We start from the raw sequence: 23,044 nt of genomic DNA on the forward strand, positions 1-23,044 counted from the left end.
TGTGAGCGAATCTTTTTTTAGAAAGTGTTCATATCGCTCTAATCGCCCTGAGGATGAATGTGTCGAACGGAATTGATTACAGCAGCCAACATGGAGTACGAGAAAACCCAAGCCAAAAAGGACTTCTGGGCGGATTTTCGCAAAAAGATCGCCCAGCTGGTCGTGGGCGGTCTGGTGATCACGACGATGGCGTTTAGCCCGGTAAATACCGAAAAAGCCCCCCAAGGGGTTTAGCCGTTCGTGTCGCATAATGGGCGGTTATGTCCATAGGCCATTGTTCTAAAATCACGCATTTGTCACATGCGAAACAGAAAATTCCCCGTTGCATATTTCCAACACAGCCCTGATGAACTCATCAGGGTTGTTTGCTTTGGCGAGGCCGAAACATTAGCCGCAAAGCTGTTCGTCGACGTGGAGCAGGTGACACGCTGGCGCGAGGGCGCGGAGGCGGTGCCGTTCGCGGTGTTCGCGTGGCTACGTGAGGAGGGCGCAAAGGCGCTCACCGAGGCGTGGGCACCGTTCGACGGCTTCACCCTAGACAGGGGCAGGCTCGTTTCGCGGCAGTACCGTGCGGCGATCAGCATCGAGGACGTGATGATGCTGCGCGAGTACCGGCTGATGCCGGCACTACTGGAAAAGCAGGCCGACACCATCGAGCGGCTGATGAAGGAGCGGGATTTCTACAAGGCGCAGTGCCACCGAGAAGCCAAGTTCGGGATGATGGTCAATCGCCTGTTCAAGTAGCGATTCGGCACGCTTCAAAGGCAAAGGCTGTCGCCGCAAAAAGCGCGGCGAGTGCCAAAATGGCACAAAAGACGGGTATTACCAGTCACCCGTCTGACTTCAAGGTCAAAACCAACTGCCAAACCCAAGGCGGTTGCTGTCACTTCACCTGGTCCATCTTCAACAGCACTTCACAAAGCCGCTGAACCTTGTCGCTATCCGGAATGCGTGGAATCCGGAAGACACGAATGCCGGCCTCTTTAATCACGGCGTCGCGCTGGCGGTCGGCCTCCTTCTTGTTTTCGTGGCTTCGGTCATCCAGCTCGATGAGCGCAACGATGCTGAAATCGTTCCGAACGATGAGGAAATCTGCAACCTTCTGACGCATCGTGGCGAAGCGACGGAAGTCCGACTTGCTATCACCACCACTGACAAACAAGAACGCGCTGAAGGCCACCTGAGGGAGCACGATGTAGTGGCCATTCAGGTTTTTGGCCAATGACCAGTAGCAGCTCGCTTCACGAGCGGTCAATGGTGGTTTGCTATGGAAAACGGACAGCGGCGAATGTGGCTGTGCCGAGGGCTCATAAACGGGGAAGTCCATCATGTCGACAGTGTGACGAGCCGCTGGAAACGGAGTCACGCGAGCAGACGATGCAGAGGCGGGGCGGGCAGAAAAGGGCGAAGTGGCCTTCTTCGACTTTTCCTTCCTCAGCGCAGTGAGGAAAAAGTAAAGCATCAGGCCCAGCGCAATCAGAAATAGAAGTTCCATGCAAAAAGAATAACAAACGGCGCAACTGGCAAGCAAAAAAACCTGCGCCACACGACCGGCCCCCACGCTGCGCATGGGGAGCCGGTCGGGGTGGCGTTAGAGCTTCTTCACCTCAACAACGAGCAGCAGCTGGGTTTTCGCGTTGCTGGCCTTGGTCGTTCTCATGAAGTCCGGCAGGAAGCTGAATCCGGTGCTGGAATTCGTGTCCTTGCTTTCCTCCAAGCCGGCCAGAACGACGATGTCGCCCGACTCAACACCGACAGAAGTAGAAAGCTCCCGCTTGAGCAGGGTCGGGGAGTCGATGTTGCTGGTTTGGGTCTTCTGGAAGTTGGAGAGCTGCTGCATCACTTCGACCTCGATGCGGTCGCGCATGATGGTCGGCTTAAGCGAGAAGATCACACCGGACTGGCGATAGGTCACGCTTTGAATCGGGTTGCCCTGCTTGTCGACCTGTATCGAGTCCAGTACCGGCACATCGGAACCAACGGTGAACTTGCCGAGGGCGCCATTCTTGATTCTGAGCGTGGGTTGCGTGACCAGCGAGAAACGGGAGTCGCCTTCAAGGGCGGACAGCACGGCCTCGATGGAGGAGTTCTTGAAGGTCACGAAGTTGTCCAGGACGCCACCACCAGCGAGGGACACGGACAGTTTGCCGGCAAAGGCGCTGAACGCGGTTTTGAAGCTGAATCCCTCATCCCTTTCTTCCGAGTACTCGATCACGGCGGCGCGGGCGATGACCTCCAGCGGCTTGGTGTCGTACTGCGCAATCAGGGCAAGGGCGGTTTTCAGGCGCTTGTCGGTGGCGCTGACGATGACGTAGTCAGGGTCTTCGTAGCTGGTGCGCAGGAAGGCGTTAACGAGGCGCTGGAGCTGCGGCACAGGACGATGGAGCGGCTGGTAGAGGTGGAACGGCTCCGCATCAGCAGGAAGCGCTACCGATGGGGCGGCGGCGGTGCCAGGTGGCAGCGGGGTGCCATCGGCCTGTTTGAGCTGTTGGGTGGTCGGCAACAGCCAGTTGATGCCGTTGCGGCGCTCGACCTTGATGCCGGAGTCCAGCAGCAGGCGATCAAGCAGGGGGCGCACGGCAGGGCGGTCGATGTTGGCAACGTTGACGGTGATTCGGCGGGCGTCATCGATCAGGGACGGGTCAATGATGTAGTCCTCCTTCAAGATCGCCTTGAAGGTGGCTTCGGAAAACTGCATCAGCGGGACTTTATCGAAGTTGAGCGCGAGGCTCTCAGCGGTAGCCGGCAGAGCAAGGCAGAGCATCAGGGCGGCGAGTAGGCGGGTCATGGTTTCGGTGCCTCGGGAGTGGCGTTGCTGCTGTACCAGACACCGGCAATGGATACGCGGGTTTCGCCTGGCATTTCTTTCAGGAACTGCACCGGCAGGATGGCGCCGTTCGAAAGGGTGGCGACCATGCGGCCATCTTGGTTGAAGGTGCCGAGCAGACGCACGGTGGAAAGGGTTTCAGCCGGCTGGGCGGCGACGCCCGATTGCATTGCGGGATTGTCTGACTTGACGATGAGCCTGCCGTAGTAGTGCGTGACAAAGCCGCCGATCAGCAGGCCGGCCAGAGCGGAGACAAGGGCGACACGGGCATACATGGCGAAACGCTCCAGTTTTGAGAGGTAGCGCCCCTTGAGGTGCCAAGGGGTCAGCATGGTGGCGACACCGGCGACGTTGGAATTGCCGAGCACCTGGTTGGTGTCATACGCGCGGTAGAGATCATGGCCGCGGTACATCCAGCGGTCGGAAATCGGGCTAAGTTCCGACATGCCGTAGCGAATGATTGCGATGTGGACTTTGGGCGGGCGCAGCTTGATGTCGAACTGCTTAAAGAGCCAGGTGAAAAACGGGATGCTGAGGCGGTCAAGGCGCTTGCAGATTCCCCACATCTCGAACAGGGCAGAGCGGGTCTGCTTGTCGATCAGGTCTTCATGCTGGGCCAGCATGAGGATGTCCCAACCGTATTTGCGGGAGTGGCGCAGCCAATCGTTGATCGCATCACGCTGGGCTTTCTTGTCCTTGTCGTTCCAGTCGCGGGCATTGAGGAACGAGGCGACTTCATCGAGGCACAGCAGGCCGTTGTTTTCGTCGGTGTAGCCATCGAGGTAGCCGATTGAGCCATCCTCTCGATAGAACAGCTTGGCGTTGCCCAGTGGCAGGTTGAGCAGGTCACGATGCGTGGGGTAGTCCGGCAGGCGGTACACATCGACGTTCCTGGCATCGATGCGCAGCATGTTGTCCAGGTACAGGTCGAGGTTGGTAGCGATGCGGCGACCTTCGACCAGGTATTCCCGAATGCGGCCAACCGAGGCAAGGGTTTTGCCTTGGCCTCGCTTGCCTGTGAGCAGAATGCCGGTGCTCATTTAGGAAGGCTCGCCCAATAAACAGCCTTCTTGTGGCGGAAGATATAAACGGCAAGCTCGGCGGTGAAGATAGCCGAAATGCAGGCCTCAGCGTTCGACGGCCAGAGGATGCCCATGCCCATGAGGATCCACTCGTTGGTGATGAACATCACCAGCCCAGCCACCAAACCCTTGATGGACAGGTACAGGGCAAGGGACAGCGAGGTAATCACGGTAATTGCAAAAATGGTCATGCCGATCTGCTTCGTGACACGACTGGAAAGCCAGACCAGCAAATTGCTGAATAGCGCGGTCAAAAACTGTGCGAGGAAAGGCATTGGGATTACTCCTTGGAGCTTTCAGTGAACAGACGGAACAGATACAGGCCGGTGAACAGATAAAACAGGTAGCCCATGACTTCGGCTAAACGGCTGACGTAGGGGCAAAAGTTCCACTCGAAAGTCACGCCGAGGACGGAGACGGGGATGGGGCGGCAGGCGGCAAAGTTGCGGGGGATGGGAACCCACGAAAAGCCGATGCTATCGAGCTGTCCAAACTGCTCGGTGATTTTGTTCATCAAGCCATCTTCAGCGGTCTTGGCATCGGCCTGGCTCTTGCCGAGTGCCTCCCCCAGCTTGCCATCGGCGCCAGCGAAGCCAGAGTCATTGATCGACACGGGGCCACCTGAGGCATCGCCGGTACCGGTGGAACCAGTGCCGGTACCTGTACCAGAACCATCGCCGGTGGTGCCACCGGTACCGCTGCCATCGCCACCAGTTGAACCGCCAGTACTGCCACCGGTAGAGCCGCCTGTGCTGCCACCGGTGCCACCGGTAGAACCGGTAGTGGTGTTCTTGCAGTGGCCATCGATGCAGCCCCACTGGCCGCCATTAACGCTGCCGTAGAAATCGACAGTGATCTTGTCGGAGGGCGGAGGAATGCCGAGGTTGGCCGGCACGGAAACGGTGTAGACGCCGGTTTCATCGACGGCGGCGGGAACGGAGAAACTGCCGGCCTCTGATGTGCCGGATAGCTGGGTCGGGGTCATTTCCAGCGTTGAGTTGGTCGAAGGGCAGGTCATCGACATTTTTTCGAAGCTGGTGGTCAGGTCGCAGCCGGTGCGGGAAATAGTGTTTGTAGCCTTGCCGTCGCAGGCAGGGTTTTGCGGATCGGGGACGAACTTGCCGGCCTTGTAGACGAATTCGCACTCGACGTCCTTCTTTTTGACGGCACTGGCGTCGGACAAGGTGCAGGTAGGAGCAAGGCCGGTATAACCGGTGGCGCACGCCGGCATGGTGGTCGTGCCGTAGTTAACAATCGTCAAATAGGAAATAGAGCTGGAGGAGACACACCCTGAACCGTTGTATGTCCTGCCAATTGACTGACATGCTTTTTGATAAGCCGTTGTGGCTTCACTTGTACCTGTCCGGTAATAGAAAAGTGTAGAGCTGCCCGAAGCCCTCGCACTTGACCATGTAGCCGTAGTCGGTTCGCCTGAAGAGGTAGCTGGTGGCGTAGTGGGATCAGTCCAACCTGGGGGCGTGACGGTCGGTTTGCCATCGAGTTTGAACGAGACGCCACCACCAGAGGTGGAACCAGCAGGGGCCGGCGGCTGGACATCATCAAACTTGAAAAGCATCAGGCCACCGTGGGCGGAAACGGCAGCGCCAAAGGCCCACACCAAGGGGGGAATGGCAAAGGCCTTCAGGGGGAAAAGCGCGTGGAATGCCAGGGCAACGGCAAGGGCAAAAGCTCTCGTGGTGGTCATGTCTCCGCCTTGTCAGGTCAAGTCGTAAAACAGGGGGCGGAACACTCACCGTGTCGCACCCCCTGCACTTCAAAGTCAAAAGCAAAGGCCTACCGCGCTTCGCTTGGTGGATCCCCACAAAGCCGTGCAAGGAAAAAGCCCCTTGCACGACTTCATGGGGATCTCGGGTTAAATCTTGGCGGTAAAGCGCTTGAACAGCTTGATGACGAGCGTCATGCCGACGATGACGCCAATCACCGGGAAAATCAGGTCGAACATGTCGGAGGCGTCGGACTGCGCGGCGGTAACGGTGGTGGCAACCGACGCCGGCAGGGCGGCAAAAGCCGAGGCGGAAGCGCCCAGCAGCAGGGCAGGAACGGCGAAAAACTTCTGTTTCATGAATTTCATGTGAATCTCCTTAGAGCGTTTCAAAAAATCGCCGGAAAGCCAGAATGGTCAATCCGGACACAAAACCAGCACCCCAACAGGCAAAGAGGTAGCCGATCAATTCAGCAGCATCAGCGGGCGCCATTAGCGTTTCATCCCCGAAGAAAAACCCAGCGCCCAGAGAACGACGCAGGCAGCAATAAAAACGATGTCTTGAATCTGGTAATCGCCAAGCATTGAGTTCTCCTAATCCGTGGCGTAAACAGGCTGGCTGCGCTGGGATGGCGGAGCAGGGAAGGCAGTGATTACCGCCGAGTCCTGGAAGTAGCTGAACGCATCATCAGAAGGGATGTCCGGCGCGTGGTTGTAATCGCCAACGGCCTTTAGTGACATGCGGCGCTGATGCGACCAATACCAATCTGGCGGCGACTCGATGGGCTTGATCTCGACCACCTTGATGATGGTGGTGAAGGGCTTCACGTTCGGCAGCGGTTCGGAAATGTCCATGCCGTAGTCACGCAACGTTTTGAGGTGGCGGTAGAAGGTGCGGCGCGAGAGCAGGGCGGAGACGTTTTCCCCTCGCAGGTACGCCGAGGCGGTCATGCGAACAGCAGGGGGCAGGGTTTCCAGCTCCATGCGGCTGATGTCTTCTTTCACGCGGCCAAGCAGTGGCTGCACTTCGTCGTTAAACAGTTGGATGAGTTTGGGCATAGTGATTTCCCCCAGGAAACGGCAGTGGTTGTCACGCAGCAGAAGGCGCTTTGCTTCCAACTCGAAGCGCAGAATTCCGTGACTTTGGGCGTATTGATAAACGGGGTCTTGCTCGATCTGTTCTTTAGTGCGGCCGTGGCGGTGGACCAGCATTTCATCGGCCTTGAGGTACGCTTTCAGGTACTTGCGGCCAGCCTTGCGGCCCCATGCGACGGTTGTGTCATGGGCGCGGGTACGCTTTACGTGGCTAACCGATTGCGTGGCGAGCCAGTCGATAGACGCCTGTGCGTTGGCTTGTGAGCCGGTGGCGAAGTTTTGTGTCAGATGGACTTCAGAGACGCTGGCGCCAGTCCAGTCAACGAGGAGGCCATGCTTGTTATCGTGCTCACTCGGGTTGGACTTGTAGTACGGGTCGCCAGCTGAAAACGGCGGCAAGCCGTAGGTGGCAAGGATTTCGTTGATCTTCTGGACAGTGCCATCAAAGTCCAAGTTGAAGAGATTGTCAGGGCGGCAGAAACGCCCGACGTTGCCTTCAAATTCAACCTTGGAGCCATCGCAGCGGATGACGTACAGCGAGTCATAGGAGCCGGTTATGAAGCGGCGGGAAACCGATTCGTAAACCGGAATCGGGTTCCCATCTTCATCTTGCGGCCAGTTGCCATTTTCATCGCGCTGGAACTTGTAAACGATGCCATCTTCAACAACCGGCAGGCGTTCACGGTAGGTTCCATCCGCAAGGTAGCCGACCGGATGGGTCTGCTGGATGCGGATAAAGTCGACGAAAATGCCTGACATGCTTAGGCCTCGACAGCGTTCAGAATGTTCAGCACAGGGCGGCGGGTGATCTGCTCACCGGTATCCTCGTCGGTGTAGCGGTACGGCTTGCCACGGTAGCCAGAGATTTCGACAAGGCATTCGGTTTCGTCACCGGTTTTGCCAAGACGGGCGCTAGAGCGGACTTCGACAACGCCTGGCTGGCTGTAGGCGTCAGCGGCCGGCAGCAGGAATTCCGTATAGAAATACTTTTCGTATTTGCGGACTTGGCCGATGCGGCCGGAAATGGTGGTCTGGTGGTTTGTGGACATGGTGGCGTTCCTCAATGGGCTTGGTTTCAGGTAGCTTTGGCCGTTGGTCTTAACGGAGCCAACTCCTGCTGATGTAGAATTGAACTGTTGACCAATCTACGCACATGCGTAGAAAGTAAATGCAGGATAAGTACGCAGCTGCGTAGAATCAAGGAAAAAGTCATGAAGCTGTCAAGCGACTACTTGCGGGATGCGCTAGAAAAACTTGGTGAAATGCCAGGCTTTAAGAAGGCTGAGACCCTAAAAATCAGCCCTCAGGCGCTGAGCGGCTACAAAAACGGCGAAAGGATCATGGACGACTACGCATGTATCGTCGTGGCCGAATACCTGGGCATTGATCCGCTGGAAATCATTGCGGCGGCGAACATGGAACGCGAGAAAAGCCAAGCCAGACGGGACTTTTGGCAGGATTTTCGCAAAAAGATCGCCCAGCTGGTCGTGGGCGGTCTGGTGATCACGACGATGGCGTTTAGCCCGGTAAATACCGAAAAAGCCCCCCAAGGGGTTTAGCCGTTCGTGTCGCATAATGTTTATTATGTCAAATTACGCATCAGAATTCGGCACTACCACACCTCTCTTCGCTGCTTTTTTCGCTTTTTTGTTCAAATATTTTGTCCGTGTCATTTTCAACACAAGCGGAATGGGCAGAATGCGTAAAGAGATTCAAAATCTACTGCACCAGTGCAGACATCGGGCCGGGGGCCGGATCGACTGATCCGGCATTTTCATTTCGGACTACCCGAGGACGAGCTGGCGGCAGAACTTGACGTGACCGTCAGCACCGTGCAGGCGTGGAAAGCTGGCAAAGCGCCGGTACCGGTCTTGTGCGTGAAATACCTGGAGTTGCTGGACAGCAACGAGCTTCGATGCACCTGCGTCAGGAACGGCACCCGTGCCGAGGGCTCGCGGCTGATCGTGCCGGCCGGCTACCAAGTCGGCATTGAGTACGCGGAAATCGAACGGCTGGCCGACTACCGCCGCCTGTTCCTCCTACGCACCATGCAAATAAATAGTGGCGCGACGGCCCACGTGGCGATCAAGAGCCGACACCACCACTGTTGATCTGGACAGTTTGGGGTCTTTGCGGGTTTCGTAGTCAATCAATCGTTCTACCGCAGCATTGTCACCAAAGCAGGCAGTCCGTAGTTTGCGGCAACTCGGTGTGACCTTGTAGTCTGGCACGCTGCTGGCGCCCTGCTCCGGCTTGCTGCTCGCAAAAAATATGCTCAGCGGACTACGTTATCTAAGCAGAACCACAAAATGAAAGAAGCCGACATTTCTGCCGGCTTCTGGGGTGGTTGAATGGTACAACGTCGCTTTACTACTACAACATAACTACCTTTCACTGCACCAGACACTAACGAAGGTGAGAGCATTGCCGGCACGATGCCGGAGCTTTAACACGTACAACATCACGTTTACGGTTGGAGGAAAACGCTTTAACAAAGATCAGTGCAAACATCACATACATCAACAAGGTTATCAGCGATACCATCTAGCCCTCCTCCTTCCCAGTGTCTGACTTTTTTATAGTTCATCACCCGGTAATCGCCAAGAAATTATTCCGTCTCTTCCGCGACATCCGAATCGAGCAGCAGATGTGACGGCAAGTGCTTGCTGGTCTTGGCGCCCAGCTTGCGCAGTTTTTCGGCGCGCCCCAGCAGATTGCCGCTGCCGGTACTGAGCTGCTTCATCGCGGTGCCGTAGCTGTCCTGCACGGTGCCAATCTGCTTGCCCAGCTTCTCCAGCGTGTCCACCAGCCCGGCCAGCTTGTCGAACATGGCGCCGGATTGTCGCGCGATTTCCTGCGCGTTCTGGTTCTGGTGCTCGTAGCGCCAGATGCTGGCCACGGTGCGCAGTGTCGCCAGCAAGGTGCTGGGGCCGACGATCATGATGCGCCGCTCGAAGGCTTCGTTGAACAGCCCCATGTCGTGCTGCACCGCCAGCAAATAGGCCGGCTCCACCGGCACGAACATGAACACGAAATCGAGCGTGTTGAGCTTGTACAGATCCTGGTAGCGCTTCTCGGACAGGCTGCGGATATGCGCCCGCAAGGCGGCGATGTGCGCCTTCAGCTCGCTGTCGCGTACCGCTTCGTCGCTGCTGGCGCTGTAACGCACATAGGCATTCAGCGACACCTTGGAGTCGACCACCAGCTGCTTGCCTTCCGGCAGGTCGATTACCACGTCCGGCTGATAGCGCTTCTGGCCACCCTCGCCCGTTTCCACCGTATCCGACACCTGCACGCGGTATTCACGGTCGCGGGTCAGACCGGAGGTTTCCAGCACTCGCTCCAGGATCATCTCGCCCCAGTTGCCCTGCGTCTTGTTGTTACTACCAGTCAGCGCCTGGGTCAGCGCCACCGCGTCGTGGTTGAGGCGCGTATTCAGCTCCTGCAGCCGGCGCAACTCCTGTTCCAGCGTCAGTCGCTCCTTGGAATCCTTGTCGTAGGTATCCTGCACCAGCTTGCCGAAGTGCTGGATGCGTTCGCCCAGCGGCCCCAGCAACAGGCCGAGGTTTTCGCGGTTCTGTTCGGTGAAGCGCTTCGATTTTTCTTCCAGGATGTCGGTGGCCAGTGCCTTGAACTGGTTGGACAGCGCCTCGCGCGCCTCTTGCAGCAGCTGCAGCTTCTCCGCCGACTGGCGCTGTTCCTGTTGCAACAGGGTCAGCAGCTCCTGTTCACGCGCCCCCAACCGGGCCAGGTCGTTCTGCTGCGTCTGCCACGCCGCGCGCAACTGCTGCAACTCCTGCTGCAACACTGGCAGCTGCCGGCCCTGCTCTTCGCGTGCGGCCAACCTTTCGCCCTGCTCGCGCAGCTGCAGCTGTTGTTGTTGCAGCTGCCCTTCCAGCTCCGGCAGGCGCTGCGCGCGATTGGCGAGCACCGCCAGTTTTTGCTGCGCCTCGGACAACAGCTGTCGCAGGCTGTCCAGCTGCTGCTGCAACGCGGTCGTGCGCGCCTGGCTGTCATCGAGTTGCCACTGCAACGCCTCGCCCCGCGCCAATGCCGCGGCCAGTTGTGCCGCGGTTTCGCCCAGCCCGCGCTGGTAGGCAGTCTCGGCGCGGTGCTTGCCGACCAGCCAGGTGGCGGCGATGCCGGCACCGGCGCCGGTCAGCAGCGCCATCAGTAGTTCGATCATGGAGTCCTCCGGATTGCGGTCAACCCTGCGTTCAGCCGGGCTGGCGCCAGTGCTGGATGTAGATTTGCAATTCCTTGCGCCCCTGCCACTCGTTGGCCGCCAGCTGGTATACCGCGTTGATGGTCTGCGGTAGCCACTCCACCTGGTTGAACAGCATGCCGTCGCACTGCACGCCGTCTTTTTCCAGGCGCAGCTTCAGGTGCTTGTCGCCAACCACGCGCTGACTGACGATGTGGAAGTCGTCGTGGAAGGTCGGCGCGGCGAAGCCCTGGCCCCACACTTCTGCGGCCAACGTTTCCGCTACCGCCAGCGACAGCTCGCGGCCGCTGAGCGGGCCGTCGGTTTCCAGCGTGCGGGTCAGCGTGTTGCTGTCCAGCAGCTGGCGCGCCACGTCCTCGAAGGCGGCGACGAACTCGTCGAAACGGGCCGCGGCAATGGTCAGCCCCGCCGCCATCGCGTGGCCGCCGAACTTGAGGATCAGCTGCGGGTGGCGCTTGTACACCAGATCCAGCGCGTCGCGCAGGTGGAAGCCGGGAATGGAGCGGCCGGAGCCCTTGATTTCGCCCTCGTCACCCGGCGCGAACACGATGGCCGGGCGGTGATACTTTTCCTTCAGCCGCGAGGCAACGATGCCGACCACGCCTTGGTGCCAGTCGTCGCGATACAGTGACAGGGTATAGCGCTGCTCGGCGTCGATGCCGGACAGCACCGCCAGCGCCTCGTCCTGCATGCCGTGCTCGATGCTGCGCCGCTCGCGGTTGAGCTTGTCCAGCTCCTGCGCCAGCGTCAGCGCCTGTGTTTCGTCGCCCGCCAGCAGGCAGGCGATACCGAGGCTCATGTCGTCCAGCCGTCCGGCGGCGTTCAGCCGCGGCCCGACGGTGAAGCCGAGGTCGAAGGCGTTGGCCTTGTGCGCGGCGCGGCCGGCGACGCGGAACAGCGCGGCGATACCCGGCGCCATGCGCCCGGCGCGCATGCGGCGCAGGCCGTTGTCGACCAGGATGCGGTTGTTGCGGTCCAGCTTCACCACGTCGGCCACGGTACCCAGCGCCACCAGGTCAAGCAGCTCGCCCAGATTCGGCTCCGGCTGCTGCCGGAACGCGCCACGGGCACGCAGCTCGGCGCGCAGCGCCATCAGCACGTAAAACATCACGCCGACGCCGGCCAGATTCTTGGACGGAAATTCGCAACCTGGCTGGTTGGGGTTAACGATCAGCGCCGCGGGCAAGGTATCGCCGGGCAGGTGGTGATCGGTAACCAGCACCTCGATACCGCGCGCGTTGGCCGCCTCGACACCGGCGACGCTGGCGATGCCGTTATCGACGGTGACGATGATGTCCGGCCGGCTCTGCGCCGCCAGCTCGACGATTTCCGGCGTCAGGCCGTAACCGTACTCGAAGCGGTTGGGCACGATGAAATCGATCACCGCGCCCAGCGCCGCCAGCCCCTTGATCGCCACCGCACAGGCGGTGGCCCCGTCGGCGTCGTAGTCGGCGACCACCAGCAGTCTCTGCCGGGCGGCGATGGCGTCGGCCAAGCGCGCGGCCATCGGTTGGATGTTTTTCAGGCTGTGATACGGCACTAGCTCCTTGAGGCCGTAATCCACTTCGGCGGCGTCGGCGATGCCGCGAGCGGCGTACAGCCGAGCCATCAACGGCGCGATGCCTTGCTGGTGCAGTTGCCGGGCGAGATCGGCCGGGACCTGGCGGGTAACGATACGGGTCATTGCGGATACAGTTTGCTGAGTGGCAGCGGACGGCGCCACAGTTTCCAGAGATCCAGCCGCGTGGTGCGGCTGTGCAGGCCGGCGCTGCCGTGACAGCACAGCTGCACTTCGCTGAGCCGGCCCTGCTGCAGTGCGGCCAACGTTGGTGCAAACCAGTCGCGCTCCAGCTGCAGCAACCCCTCGCGCCAGCCCCACACGTCGCGGAACTGCGCGGCGCCCTCGGCGGCGTCGAGGTGGATCAGCACGTCGCCGCCCCCTTCCGACAGTGTAAAGGCGTAGCTCGGGCTGTCGCCGCCGACACCGGCCTGCTGCGCCAGCTGCTGCCACAGCGGGTCATGGCTGTGTACCGCCGGATAGGCACTGGCCAGCGGCTGCGGCTGGCTGGCCTCGCCCCAGAACCACAGGCTGTTCACCGTCGGTTCGCCGCGCGCCTCGCGCGCCTCGTTGACCGGGTGGGTGTACAGCAGCATCTGCAGCTCATTGAGAAAGCGGCTCCAGCGCATGCCGTTTGCGCCCTTGGGCAAGTGATGGTTGATGTCTTCGCCGATCACGTCCGGCAAGGCCGAAAACTCGGCGCCGCTGGCTTGCGGCAAGGCGACGAACCAGCGCGCAGGGGTCGGCGCATGGAACACCAGGCCGTCCTCGGCGAAAAAGGTGTTCAGGCTGGCCAACAACGCCGCGGCCTCGTCCTGCGCCAGATTCATGATACCGATGTCGCCCAGCAGCGCACGGTCGCGATCGACGCGCAGGTTGACCGGATCGGCAATCAGCCAGCTGGCCGCCGATGGCAGGCCGGCGGCGTGGGCAAGGTTGGCCGCAAGCGCCGGCTGCGGCAGGCCGAAGGTGCGGCACAGCATCTCGCTGGTGCTCAGCGGCTCGCTGCGCCACTGGCCGCGGCCCAGCAACGTCGAGAGCGCCGGCAGCGACAGGTCCTTGCACAGCTCGGGGCCAGCGTCACTGTCCAGCCAGGTCAGGCCGGGAACAAACAGGGTGTATTTCATGGCGGGTGTAGCGTCGGGTGGGTGACATGCGATGACAGGCAGTCATCGACACAGGCCGGCATTGTAGCGGTTTGCAGCCGACGCTGACCAATTGCCGCGGAGCTTGAACTTATTTAGGGGCAAAACAGTCTGTGCAGACGGCCCCGCTTTTTCTGCGCGTAGCAAAGGTGGGATCTGTCGTAAATCTGGCGATGACATGGGACTAGTTTGTTGATTCTTAAACATTATTTGTTTGCCTGTGTACATTTTTTTGCTAACCTGCCTCCTTTGTATTTTTATCAATAGCTGTTGATTAAGCAGCTTGTTCGATAAACGTGCTTGTCCCGGACACCATCCGGGCCATACAAGACGAAGAGATCCATGAACTACCAGACACTGCTGCAATTCCGTCAACAAGGCCTCCAGCGCCTGATGAAACATCGCTTCAGCTGGCTGATCGGCGTGGCCACCCTGCCCTTTCTCGGCGTACTGACCGCCGTTGCCGTCGCCCCGGGCGCGGCACAACAGGCACCACTTGAAGTGCGCGAAGTCAGCCAGTCGCTGGCACTGCCGGCACTGCCGGGCGGCGAGTCCGACGGCTCGCGCTACTGGCGCGAAGAGCGCATCCAGCGCGGCGACACCATTGCCCGCCTGCTGAACCGTCTCGGCGTCGGCAGCGACGAAGCCAACCGCTTCATCCATACCGCGCCGGTTTCGCGCGACGTGCTGAAACTGCGCGCCGGCGCCACGTTGTCGGTACAGATCAACGACCAGGGCGAACTGTTCGGCCTGCGCTTCCTCAACGATGACGAAAACGGCGAAAAAGTGCTGGTCGTGATCGAGAAACAGGGCGAACAGTGGCAGGCCAGCGCCGAGCCGCCGCGTACCGAGGTGATCCAGGCGGTGCGCTCCGTGGAGATCCGCACCAGCCTCAGCGGTGCGCTGGCGCAGGCCGGCGTGCCGGTTGAGGTGCGTACCCAGTTGGGCGAGATCTTCTCCGACCAGCTGGACACCACCCGTTTGCAGCCGGGTGACCGCGTCAACCTGGTCTACGAAACGCTGCTGTACAAAGGCTCGCCGATTGCCAACGGCAACGTGCTGGCCGCCGAGGTCCAGTCCGGCGGCAAGACCTGGCAGGCGTTCTACTTCGCCCATGACAGCGAATCCGGCGCCTACTACGATGCCGCCGGCCAGTCGCTACGCAAGGGCTTCAGCAACCAGCCGGTCAGCAATGCCCGCATCAGCTCCGGCTTTGGCATGCGTTTCCACCCGGTGCTGCGCAGCCTGCGCATGCACGAAGGCATCGACTATGCCGCCGGCAGCGGTACGCCAATCATGGCCACCTCTGACGGCGTAGTCGACACCATCGCCAGCCAGAGCGGCTACGGCAACGTGGTGATCCTGAAACACAACGCCAAGCTGTCGACGCTGTACGCGCACATGAGCCGCTTCGAGCCTAAGCTGAAACGCGGCAGCAAGGTGTCCGCCGGCCAGGTGATCGGCTATGTCGGCAGCACCGGCCGCTCCACCGGCCCGCACCTGCACATGGAAGTGCGCGTCAACGGCCAGGCGGTCGATCCGTCGACCACCGCACTGCCGGTGCCGGGGCTGAGCACGCAGCAACGCTTGGCCTTCCGCCAGCAGAGCGTTAAGCTGGCGGCTAATTTGAAGCTGCTCAGGGAGATTCCGGTCAGCGTTGCCCAGCTGGAGTAAACGCCCCGCGCAATCCGCTAACCCTGACAGCACCACTGTCAGGGTTTTTTCATGTCTGCGTACTTTATCGGTTTGATGTCCGGCACCAGCCTCGACGGCGTGGATGCAGTACTGGTTGATTTTTCCGGCCCGCGCTTCCGCGTCTGCGGCGAGGCCTTCGTCGACTATCCGGCGGCGCTGCGCGAGGACATCCTTGCGCTGCAGACCCCGGCACACAACGAGCTGGACCGCAGCGCCCGGCTGGCCAACCTGCTGGCGCAGCGCTACGCGCAAGTGGTGCAGCAGTTGCTGGTCAATTGCCAGCTCGACGCCAGCGCCGTGAGTGCCATCGCCTGCCACGGCCAGACCATCCGCCACGCACCGGAGCGCGGCTACACGCTGCAGCTGGGCAACCTGGCACTGCTGGCCGAGCTGACCGGCATCGACGTGATCGGCGACCTGCGCAGCCGCGATGTCGCCGCCGGCGGCCAGGGTGCGCCGCTGGTGCCCGCCTTCCACGCCCACGCCTTTCATGATCCGAGCGTGAGCCGCCTGATCGTCAACATCGGCGGCATCGCCAACCTGACCTACCTCGGCAGCGACGGTGTGGTCTCCGGCTTCGACAGCGGCCCCGGCAACATGCTGCTCGATGCCTGGATCAAGCTGCACTGCGGCCAACCTTATGACGCCGACGGCGCGTGGTCGGCGTCCGGCAGCGTGCATCCGCGCCTGCTGCAACAGCTGCTGGCCACCGCCTACTTTGACGCGCCGCCGCCGAAGAGCACCGGCCGCGACCTGTTCGACCTCGCCTGGCTGCAAGCCCAGCTGCACGCACTGGGCGAGCCGCTGCGCCCGGCCGACGTGCAGGCCACCCTGGCCGAGCTGGTGGCGCACAGCATCGTCAACGCCGCACAACAGTTCCTGCCCGCCGTCAGCGCGGTCTACCTGTGCGGCGGTGGTGCGCGCAACCGCGACCTGCGCCAGCGGCTGCAGCAACGTTGGCCGCAGGTCGGCTGGCACCTGACCGACGAGCTGGGGCTGCCGCTGCAGCAGGTAGAAGCCACCGCCTTTGCCTGGTTGGGCTACTGCTTCAGCCAGCGCCAGGGCGCCAACCTGCCGGCGGTGACCGGCGCCAGCGGCCGGCGCGTGCTGGGGGCGCTGTATCCGGCCTGACAAATTCCCGCGCCAGCGCGCGGTTTTTGTGCGGTTTGCCGATATAATCAGCCACCACCCTAATCAAACAGAATATTCAATGCGCCTCTTCAAGCGTAAAGCCGTTGTCCGCAACACCGACCCGCTGCCGCCACGGCTCTCGAGCCTGCTGCGCGAAGCGTGGTGGTTGCTGATGGCCGTGACCGCCGTTTATCTCGTTCTGACGCTGGCGTCCTTCTCTCCTGCCGATTCCTCCTGGTCACACAGCTCGGCCGATGCACAGGTGCGCAACTATGGCGGCGCCTTTGGCGCCTGGCTGTCCGACATCCTGCTCTATCTGTTCGGCTACTCGGCGTGGCTGAGCGTGGCGTTCTGCCTCGCCGCCATCGCCTGGGGCTATCGCCAGCTGGGTGACGGCATTCGCCGCCCGGGGCCGATGGCGTGGGCGGCCTCGTTCGGTTTCTTGCTGTTCATTCTTTGCTCCGCCAGCCTCGAAGCGCTGATCTGGCGTGACGAAACGCTGAACCTGCCGCTGGTCGCCGGCGGGCTGTTTGGCCAGTTCCTCGGCGATGTTGCCGCGCGCGTGTTCGGTCTGACCGGCGGCGGCCTGCTGTTGCTGGTGAGCGGCGCCATCGGTTTCTCACTGTTTACCGGCGTGTCGTGGCTGAACATGATGGAACGCATCGGCGCCACCATCGAGGATGGCGTACTGAAGGCCTGGCAAGCGTGGCAGGCACGCCAGGACCGCGAAATCGGCCGCGAGATCGCACAGCAGCGCGAAGAAAAAGTCGTCACTGAAAAGAAGAAGATCGAGGACAAGCCACCGGTGCGCATCGAGGCACCGGTGCTGGACATCCCGCTGTCGCCCAAGGTGACCAAGCCGGTACAACAGTCGCTGTTTGCCGCGCCCGGCGACGACACCCTGCCCGGCCTGCCACTGTTGGCCGCACCGAAGGAACAGGGCGAGCCGGTCTCCGCCGAGACGGTGGAGTACACCTCGCGCCTGATCGAACGCAAGCTGGCCGATTTTGGCGTCGACGTGAAAGTGGTCGCCGCCTACCCCGGCCCGGTGATCACCCGTTACGAGATCGAGCCGGCCATCGGCGTCAAGGGTGCGCAGATCGTCAACCTGATGCGTGACCTGGCACGCGCGCTGAGCCTGGTGTCGATCCGGGTGGTGGAAACCATCCCCGGCAAGACTTACATGGGTCTGGAGCTGCCCAACCCGAAGCGCCAGATCGTGCGCTTGTCGGAGATCGTCGGCTCCGACAGCTACCAGAACATGAGTTCGCGACTGGCGATGGCGCTGGGCAAGGACATTGCCGGCCAGCCGGTGTCCGCTGACCTCGCCAAGATGCCGCACGTGCTGGTGGCCGGCACCACCGGCTCCGGCAAATCGGTAGCCATCAACGCGATGATCCTGTCGGTGCTGTACAAAGCGACGCCGAAGGAAGCACGCCTGATCATGGTCGACCCGAAGATGCTGGAGCTGTCGGTGTACGAAGGCATCCCACACTTGCTGGCACCGGTGGTCACCGACATGAAGCAGGCCGCCAACGCGCTGAACTGGTGTGTCGGCGAGATGGAAAAACGCTACCGGCTGATGTCCAAGCTCGGCGTGCGCAACCTCGCCGGCTACAACCAGAAGATCCGCGACGCGGAAAAGGCCGGTGAAAAGCTGCCCAACCCGTTCAGCCTGACCCCGGAAACGCCGGAGCCACTGGAGACCATGCCGATGATCGTGGTGGTGATCGACGAGCTGGCCGACCTGATGATGGTGGCCGGCAAGAAGATCGAGGAACTGATCGCCCGGCTGGCGCAGAAGGCGCGCGCCGCCGGCATCCATTTGATCCTCGCCACGCAACGGCCGTCGGTGGACGTGATCACCGGCCTGATCAAGGCCAACATCCCGACGCGGATCGCGTTCCAGGTATCCAGCAAGATCGACAGCCGTACCATTCTCGACCAGATGGGCGCCGAGACCCTGCTCGGCCAGGGCGACATGCTGTACCTGCCGCCTGGCACCGGCTACCCGCTACGCGTGCACGGCGCCTTTGTGGCCGATGACGAGGTGCACCAGGTGGTGGAATTCCTCAAGACCACCGGCGAGCCGGACTACATCGAGGGCATTCTCACCGGCGGCACCGAAACCGAGGCCGGTGACGGCGGCGACGGCCTTTCCGGCAGCAACGACACTGAAGCCGATCCACTGTACGACGATGCTGTCGCCATTGTGCTGAAAACGCGCAAGGCGTCGATTTCGTCGGTACAGCGCCACCTGCGCATCGGCTACAACCGTGCCGCACGCCTGATCGAACAGATGGAAGCCAGCGGCATCGTCTCGGCCATGGAGACCAACGGCAACCGCAGCGTGCTGGTGCCGGCGCGAGAGGAATAAGCCGCGCCATTCGTGGAGCAAGGTTGGCCGCAGCGATGCGGCCATTGTCTTTCAAGGCTGCAAGGCAAGTTGCACCCTTATTTATTCGTACTGGAAAAAAACATGGCCGTACCGCTCACAGAACCGGCTTTCCGCCACAGCTACACGCCCAAAACCGGCGTGCTGCTGATCAACCTCGGCACCCCCGACGCGCCGACCGCCAAGGCCCTGCGCCCTTACCTCAAGCAATTCCTGTCCGACCAGCGCGTGATCGAAATTCCGAAGGCACTGTGGTGGCTGATCCTCAACGGCATCATCCTCAATTTGCGCCCGCGCAAGAGCGCCGAGAAGTACGCCAGCATCTGGAGCAGCGAAGGCTCGCCGCTGCTGGTGCATACCCGCAACCAGACCAGGCTGCTGACCGAGCAGCTGGCTGCCGCCGGACTGGAAAACCTGGTGGTCGATTTCGCGATGCGCTACGGCAACCCGTCGGTCGACAGCGTGCTGCGCGGCATGCGCGAGCAGGGTGTCGAGCGCCTGTTGGTGGTGCCACTGTATCCGCAGTACGCCGGTTCATCGGTGGCGACCGCGCTGGACGAGGTATTCCGCAGCCTGCTGCGCATGCGCAACATGCCGGAAATCCGCACCGTGCGCCATTTCCACGACTTTCCACCTTATATTGAAGCGCTGGCGCGACAGGTGGAGGCGCACTGGCTGGCAAACGGCCGTGGTGACAAGCTGCTGATGTCGTTCCACGGGGTGCCGCGTTTCACGCTGGACAAGGGCGATCCCTATCACTGTGAATGCCTGAAAACCGGTCGCCTGCTGGCAGAGCGGCTGCAACTGGACAAGGAACAGTATGTGGTGGCATTCCAGAGCCGCTTCGGCAAGGCAGAGTGGCTCAAACCCTACACCGTCGACACACTGACGGCACTGGCCAAGGCCGGCACGCAAAAACTGGACGTGATGTGCCCCGGCTTTGTCGGCGACTGTCTGGAGACGCAGGAAGAAATCGCCATGGAAGGCAAGGAGATTTTCCTGACCAATGGCGGCGGCGAATACCGCTATATTTCCTGTCTCAATGAAGATCCAAACTGGCTGAATGCGCTAACAGCACTGGTACAGCAGCATCTTGGTGGCTGGATAACAACACCGGATGATCCGGTGCTGCGTTTTCAGCGTGCGCAAGATTCAGGCGCAAACGGCTAGTAAAAACGATTTTTTCACCCCAATGGCGCACCAACATGGTGCGCCATTGTTCATTTTATACTTTATCCGCCTGGCAATCTGACCAATGCAGTGCAGCAAATATGTCATAACCTTTGACGTGTCCGACAATCTCCAAATTGGTGAAATCAAACTTCGTTGACACTGCATAGGGTGCTACGCATAATCAGTCCGCATCTGCTCTTTCCAAAAGAACTGAGCGGATCTTACAAGTCACATGACTAAGATCAGGGGAAACACAAGATGAATAAATTCGCACGCCTTAGCCTTTTTGCAGCAGCCGCCATCGCACTGACTGCCTGCGGCAACAAAGAAGAACAACCAGCTGCTGATGCTTCCGCTGCCGCGGCCGATGCCGGCGGTGAAGTGGTAGTCAAAATCGGTCAAGTATCGCCAATGACCGGTCCGATTGCTCACCTGGGCAAAGACAACGAATTTGGCGCGCGTCTGGCCATTGAAGACCTGAACGCCGAAGGCGTCGAGATCGGTGGCAAGAAAGTCAAGTTTGAACTGGTCTCCGAAGATGACCAGGCTGACCCGAAAATCGGCACCCAGGTTGCACAGCGTCTGGTTGATGCCCAGGTTGTCGGCGTGGTTGGTCACCTGAACTCCGGTACCACCATCCCAGCATCCAAGATCTACTCCGATGCCGGCATCCCACAGATCTCCCCTTCTGCGACCAACCCTGACTACACCAAGCAAGGTTACAAAACCACCTTCCGCGTGATTGCCAACGACGTACAGCAAGGCAAGGCACTGGGCGAGTTTGCCGTGGACAACCTGAAAGCGAAAAAAGTCGCCATCATCGACGACCGCACCGCTTACGGCCAGGGTCTGGCTGACGAATTCGAAAAAGCAGTTAAAGCCAAAGGTGGCGCGATCTCCAAGCGCGAGTTCACCACCAACACCGCTACCGACTTCAACGCCATTCTGACCTCGATCAAATCGACTCAGCCTGACGTGATTTTCTACGGCGGTATGGATGCACAGGCAGCACCACTGGCCAAGCAGATGCAGCGTCTGGGCATCAAGGCCAAGCTGATGGGCGGCGACGGCTGGCAGACTCCGGAGTTCATCAAGCTGGCTGGCGAAGCATCTGAAGGTCAGTACTCCTCCAGCTGCGGCGTGCCACGCGACAAGATGCCAGGTTTCGCGGCATTCAACGACAAGTTCAAAGCCAAGTTCAACACTGACGTACAGATCTATGCTCCTTACGAGTACGATGCTGTAAAAGTCCTGGTTGACTCCATGAAGCGTGCCGGTTCGACCGATCCTAAGGTCTACCTGCCAGAAGTGGGCAAGACCAAGCTGACCGGCGTGACCGGCGAGATCTCCTTTGACGAAAAAGGCGATATCAAGAACGGCGCAGTCACCGTTTACCAGGTTAAAGGCGGCAAGTGGGAAGTGGTTTCCACTGTTGGCGGCCCAGCCCAGTAAGCTGATCTGACAAGCTTGTTGCATGTGAAAATGGCGCCCTGACGGGCGCCATTTTTTATGCTTGCCATATCGCAGTGCACCATTTAAGATCATTGCAACACGCGTCGATTGTATCCAGTCGCCGCTCCCCTTTGTCTCCACGACTGCCACCACCCCGCGCGGTCCGGACACAATGTCACGACAACAGGCGCCCGAACCGGGCCCGGTTCGGCTGACCATAAAACCACCTGCATTTTACAAACAAAATGTTCCCGCTATGAGGAACAGGGACACGTTTTCACCATGAATCCATATCGCATCTCCGCTATCGCCGCGGCCGCACTGACGCTGGCCGCCTGCAACAATGCCGAACCACAACAAGACGCCGCTGCCAGCGCTCCCGCTACCGCACAGGAACACGTGGTCAAGATCGGCTCCGCCAACCCGCTGACCGGCCCGTTCGCACACTGGGGCCGTGACGCCGACAATGGCGTGCAACTGGCTGCCGAAGAAGCCAACGCGGAAAAGCTGACCCTGGACGGCAAGCCGGTCCGTTTTGAAGTGATCTCCGAAGACGACCAGGCCGACCCGAAAGTCGCCACCCAAGTTGCCCAGCGCTTTGTTGATGCCGGCGTTGCCGCCGTGATCGGCCATCTGACCTCCGGCGCCGCCATCCCGGCCTCGCGCCTGTACAACGATGCCGGCATCACCATGATCGCCGGTTCGGTGACCAGCCCGAAATTCACCGAGCAAGGCTACAACAACACCTTCCGCATCATCGCCAATGACCTGCAACAGGGGCAGGCGCTGGCCAAGTACGCGGTGACCGAGCTGAAGTCGAAGCGCATCGCCGTCATCGACGACCGCACCACCTACGGCCAGGGCCTAGCCGACGACTTTGCCAAGGCCACCGAAGCAGCCGGCGGTACAATCGTCAAGCGCGAATACACCACCAACAGCGCCACCGATTTCATGGCGATCCTGACCTCGATCAAGGGTGAGAAGCCGGAACTGATCTTCTACGGCGGCATGGATGCACAAGCCGGCCCGCTGGTGAAACAGATGCGCAAGCTGGGCATCACCGCAGTATTCATGGGTGCCGACGGGGTCAACACCGCCGAGTTCGCCAAGCTGGCGGGCAAGGATGGTGAAGGCGCCTACGCATCCAGCGCCGGCGCCTCGAAAGAGCTGATGCCGGGCTATGCCGCGTTCAACACCAAGTACAAGGCACGCTTCAACGGTGAAATCCAGGCCTACGCACCGTATACCTACGACGCGACCCGCGTGGTGATCGACGCGATGAAACGCGCCAATTCTGCCGACCCGAAGAAATACCTGGCCGAAGTCGGCAAGACCTCGCTGCAGGGCGTGACCGGTCCAATCGCCTTTGAAAGCAATGGCGACATCAAGAACGGCACCGTGACCCTTTACCGCCTGGAAGGCGGCAAGTGGGCCGGTGTGGCCAAGCCGGCCGGCGACGCTTCCGCCGCGCAATAAGCCCGACCGCAACGCAACAACGCCGTTCCCGCTACAGCGGGAACGGCGTTTTTTGTGGCCATATCAG

At 60.6% G+C, this 23,044-nt stretch carries 21 protein-coding genes; 10 read left to right on the forward strand and 11 right to left on the reverse strand.

The genetic code is table 11. The features are described 5' to 3' along the window. The first annotated feature begins 90 nt into the window (after positions 1-90). Both PQU89_RS05070 and PQU89_RS05075 read left to right on the forward strand, forming a co-directional pair. Entirely contained in the window at positions 91-234 is a 144-nt protein-coding gene (locus PQU89_RS05070) for a hypothetical protein (protein ID WP_272764902.1), read from the forward strand. 66 nt (positions 235-300) lie between these two features. Beyond that, positions 301-744: a hypothetical protein gene (locus PQU89_RS05075; protein ID WP_272764903.1), complete on the forward strand. Its 444-nt coding sequence runs from the start codon at positions 301-303 to the stop codon at positions 742-744. A 139-nt stretch (positions 745-883) separates the two neighbouring features. On the opposite strand, the gene PQU89_RS05080 is transcribed toward PQU89_RS05075, so the two are convergent. From PQU89_RS05080 to PQU89_RS05115, 8 genes are all read right to left on the reverse strand, one after another. Next, the gene (locus tag PQU89_RS05080) at positions 884-1,570 is read right to left on the reverse strand and encodes a DUF2726 domain-containing protein (protein WP_272764904.1); all 687 of its coding nucleotides are present in this window, start codon (positions 1,568-1,570) and stop codon (positions 884-886) included. A gap of 21 nt (positions 1,571-1,591) precedes the next feature. Then, positions 1,592-2,788 (reverse strand): type II secretion system protein GspD, encoded by a 1,197-nt coding sequence (locus PQU89_RS05085; protein ID WP_272764905.1) that lies wholly within the window; start codon positions 2,786-2,788, stop codon positions 1,592-1,594. Continuing rightward, entirely contained in the window at positions 2,785-3,867 is a 1,083-nt protein-coding gene (locus PQU89_RS05090) for a zonular occludens toxin domain-containing protein (protein WP_272764906.1), read from the reverse strand. The genes PQU89_RS05085 and PQU89_RS05090 overlap by 4 nt, the downstream gene beginning before the upstream one ends. Beyond that, a complete protein-coding gene (locus tag PQU89_RS05095) occupies positions 3,864-4,184 on the reverse strand; it encodes a DUF5455 family protein (protein WP_272764907.1) in 321 nt (106 codons plus the stop codon). The genes PQU89_RS05090 and PQU89_RS05095 overlap by 4 nt, the downstream gene beginning before the upstream one ends. Before the next feature lie 5 nt (positions 4,185-4,189). After that, positions 4,190-5,614 carry a hypothetical protein gene (locus PQU89_RS05100; protein WP_272764908.1) on the reverse strand — a complete coding sequence of 475 codons (1,425 nt, stop codon included), beginning with the start codon at positions 5,612-5,614 and terminating at the stop codon, positions 4,190-4,192. 168 nt (positions 5,615-5,782) lie between these two features. Further along, a complete protein-coding gene (locus PQU89_RS05105; RefSeq protein WP_272764909.1) occupies positions 5,783-6,001 on the reverse strand; it encodes a major coat protein in 219 nt (72 codons plus the stop codon). 225 nt (positions 6,002-6,226) lie between these two features. Next, entirely contained in the window at positions 6,227-7,486 is a 1,260-nt protein-coding gene (locus tag PQU89_RS05110; RefSeq protein WP_272764910.1) for a phage/plasmid replication protein, II/X family, read from the reverse strand. 2 nt (positions 7,487-7,488) lie between these two features. Beyond that, positions 7,489-7,776, reverse strand: coding sequence for a hypothetical protein (locus PQU89_RS05115; protein WP_272764911.1), 288 nt, complete (start codon positions 7,774-7,776; stop codon positions 7,489-7,491). A gap of 162 nt (positions 7,777-7,938) precedes the next feature. On the opposite strand from PQU89_RS05115, the gene PQU89_RS05120 reads away from it, so the two are divergent. Together PQU89_RS05120 and PQU89_RS05125 are read left to right on the forward strand one after the other, a co-directional pair. Then, positions 7,939-8,286, forward strand: a complete 348-nt coding sequence (locus PQU89_RS05120) for a hypothetical protein (RefSeq protein ID WP_272764912.1) — start codon at positions 7,939-7,941, stop codon at positions 8,284-8,286. 258 nt (positions 8,287-8,544) lie between these two features. Then, positions 8,545-8,838 (forward strand): hypothetical protein, encoded by a 294-nt coding sequence (locus PQU89_RS05125; protein ID WP_272764913.1) that lies wholly within the window; start codon positions 8,545-8,547, stop codon positions 8,836-8,838. 497 nt (positions 8,839-9,335) lie between these two features. On the opposite strand, the gene PQU89_RS05130 is transcribed toward PQU89_RS05125, so the two are convergent. From PQU89_RS05130 to PQU89_RS05140, 3 genes are read right to left on the reverse strand one after another with little or no spacing between them, the layout of a single operon-like run. Next, positions 9,336-10,913, reverse strand: coding sequence for a DNA recombination protein RmuC (locus PQU89_RS05130; RefSeq protein WP_272764914.1), 1,578 nt, complete (start codon positions 10,911-10,913; stop codon positions 9,336-9,338). A 31-nt stretch (positions 10,914-10,944) separates the two neighbouring features. Further along, positions 10,945-12,636 (reverse strand): single-stranded-DNA-specific exonuclease RecJ, encoded by a 1,692-nt coding sequence (gene recJ / locus PQU89_RS05135; RefSeq protein WP_272764915.1) that lies wholly within the window; start codon positions 12,634-12,636, stop codon positions 10,945-10,947. Then, entirely contained in the window at positions 12,633-13,637 is a 1,005-nt protein-coding gene (locus tag PQU89_RS05140; protein ID WP_272764916.1) for a hypothetical protein, read from the reverse strand. Before PQU89_RS05140 ends, recJ begins: the two co-directional genes overlap by 4 nt. Positions 13,638-13,997: 360 nt before the next feature. Between PQU89_RS05140 and PQU89_RS05145 the strand changes: the two genes are divergently transcribed. The 6 genes from PQU89_RS05145 (at position 13,998) to PQU89_RS05170 (ending at position 22,977) form a co-directional block, all read left to right on the forward strand. Further along, the gene (locus tag PQU89_RS05145; protein ID WP_272764917.1) at positions 13,998-15,329 is read left to right on the forward strand and encodes a M23 family metallopeptidase; all 1,332 of its coding nucleotides are present in this window, start codon (positions 13,998-14,000) and stop codon (positions 15,327-15,329) included. Between the two features lie 51 nt (positions 15,330-15,380). Then, positions 15,381-16,481 (forward strand): anhydro-N-acetylmuramic acid kinase, encoded by a 1,101-nt coding sequence (locus PQU89_RS05150; RefSeq protein ID WP_272764918.1) that lies wholly within the window; start codon positions 15,381-15,383, stop codon positions 16,479-16,481. A 79-nt stretch (positions 16,482-16,560) separates the two neighbouring features. Further along, a complete protein-coding gene (locus PQU89_RS05155) occupies positions 16,561-18,858 on the forward strand; it encodes a DNA translocase FtsK (RefSeq protein WP_272764919.1) in 2,298 nt (765 codons plus the stop codon). A gap of 102 nt (positions 18,859-18,960) precedes the next feature. Next, on the forward strand, positions 18,961-20,046 hold the full coding sequence (hemH, locus tag PQU89_RS05160; protein ID WP_272764920.1) for a ferrochelatase: 1,086 nt from the start codon (positions 18,961-18,963) through the stop codon (positions 20,044-20,046). A 261-nt stretch (positions 20,047-20,307) separates the two neighbouring features. Then, positions 20,308-21,501 carry a branched-chain amino acid ABC transporter substrate-binding protein gene (locus PQU89_RS05165; protein WP_272764921.1) on the forward strand — a complete coding sequence of 398 codons (1,194 nt, stop codon included), beginning with the start codon at positions 20,308-20,310 and terminating at the stop codon, positions 21,499-21,501. Positions 21,502-21,783: 282 nt separating this feature from the next. After that, the gene (locus tag PQU89_RS05170; RefSeq protein ID WP_272764922.1) at positions 21,784-22,977 is read left to right on the forward strand and encodes a branched-chain amino acid ABC transporter substrate-binding protein; all 1,194 of its coding nucleotides are present in this window, start codon (positions 21,784-21,786) and stop codon (positions 22,975-22,977) included. Positions 22,978-23,044: the final 67 nt, after the last annotated feature.

Source organism: Vogesella indigofera (genome assembly GCF_028548395.1).
Taxonomy (GTDB): domain Bacteria; phylum Pseudomonadota; class Gammaproteobacteria; order Burkholderiales; family Chromobacteriaceae; genus Vogesella; species Vogesella indigofera_A.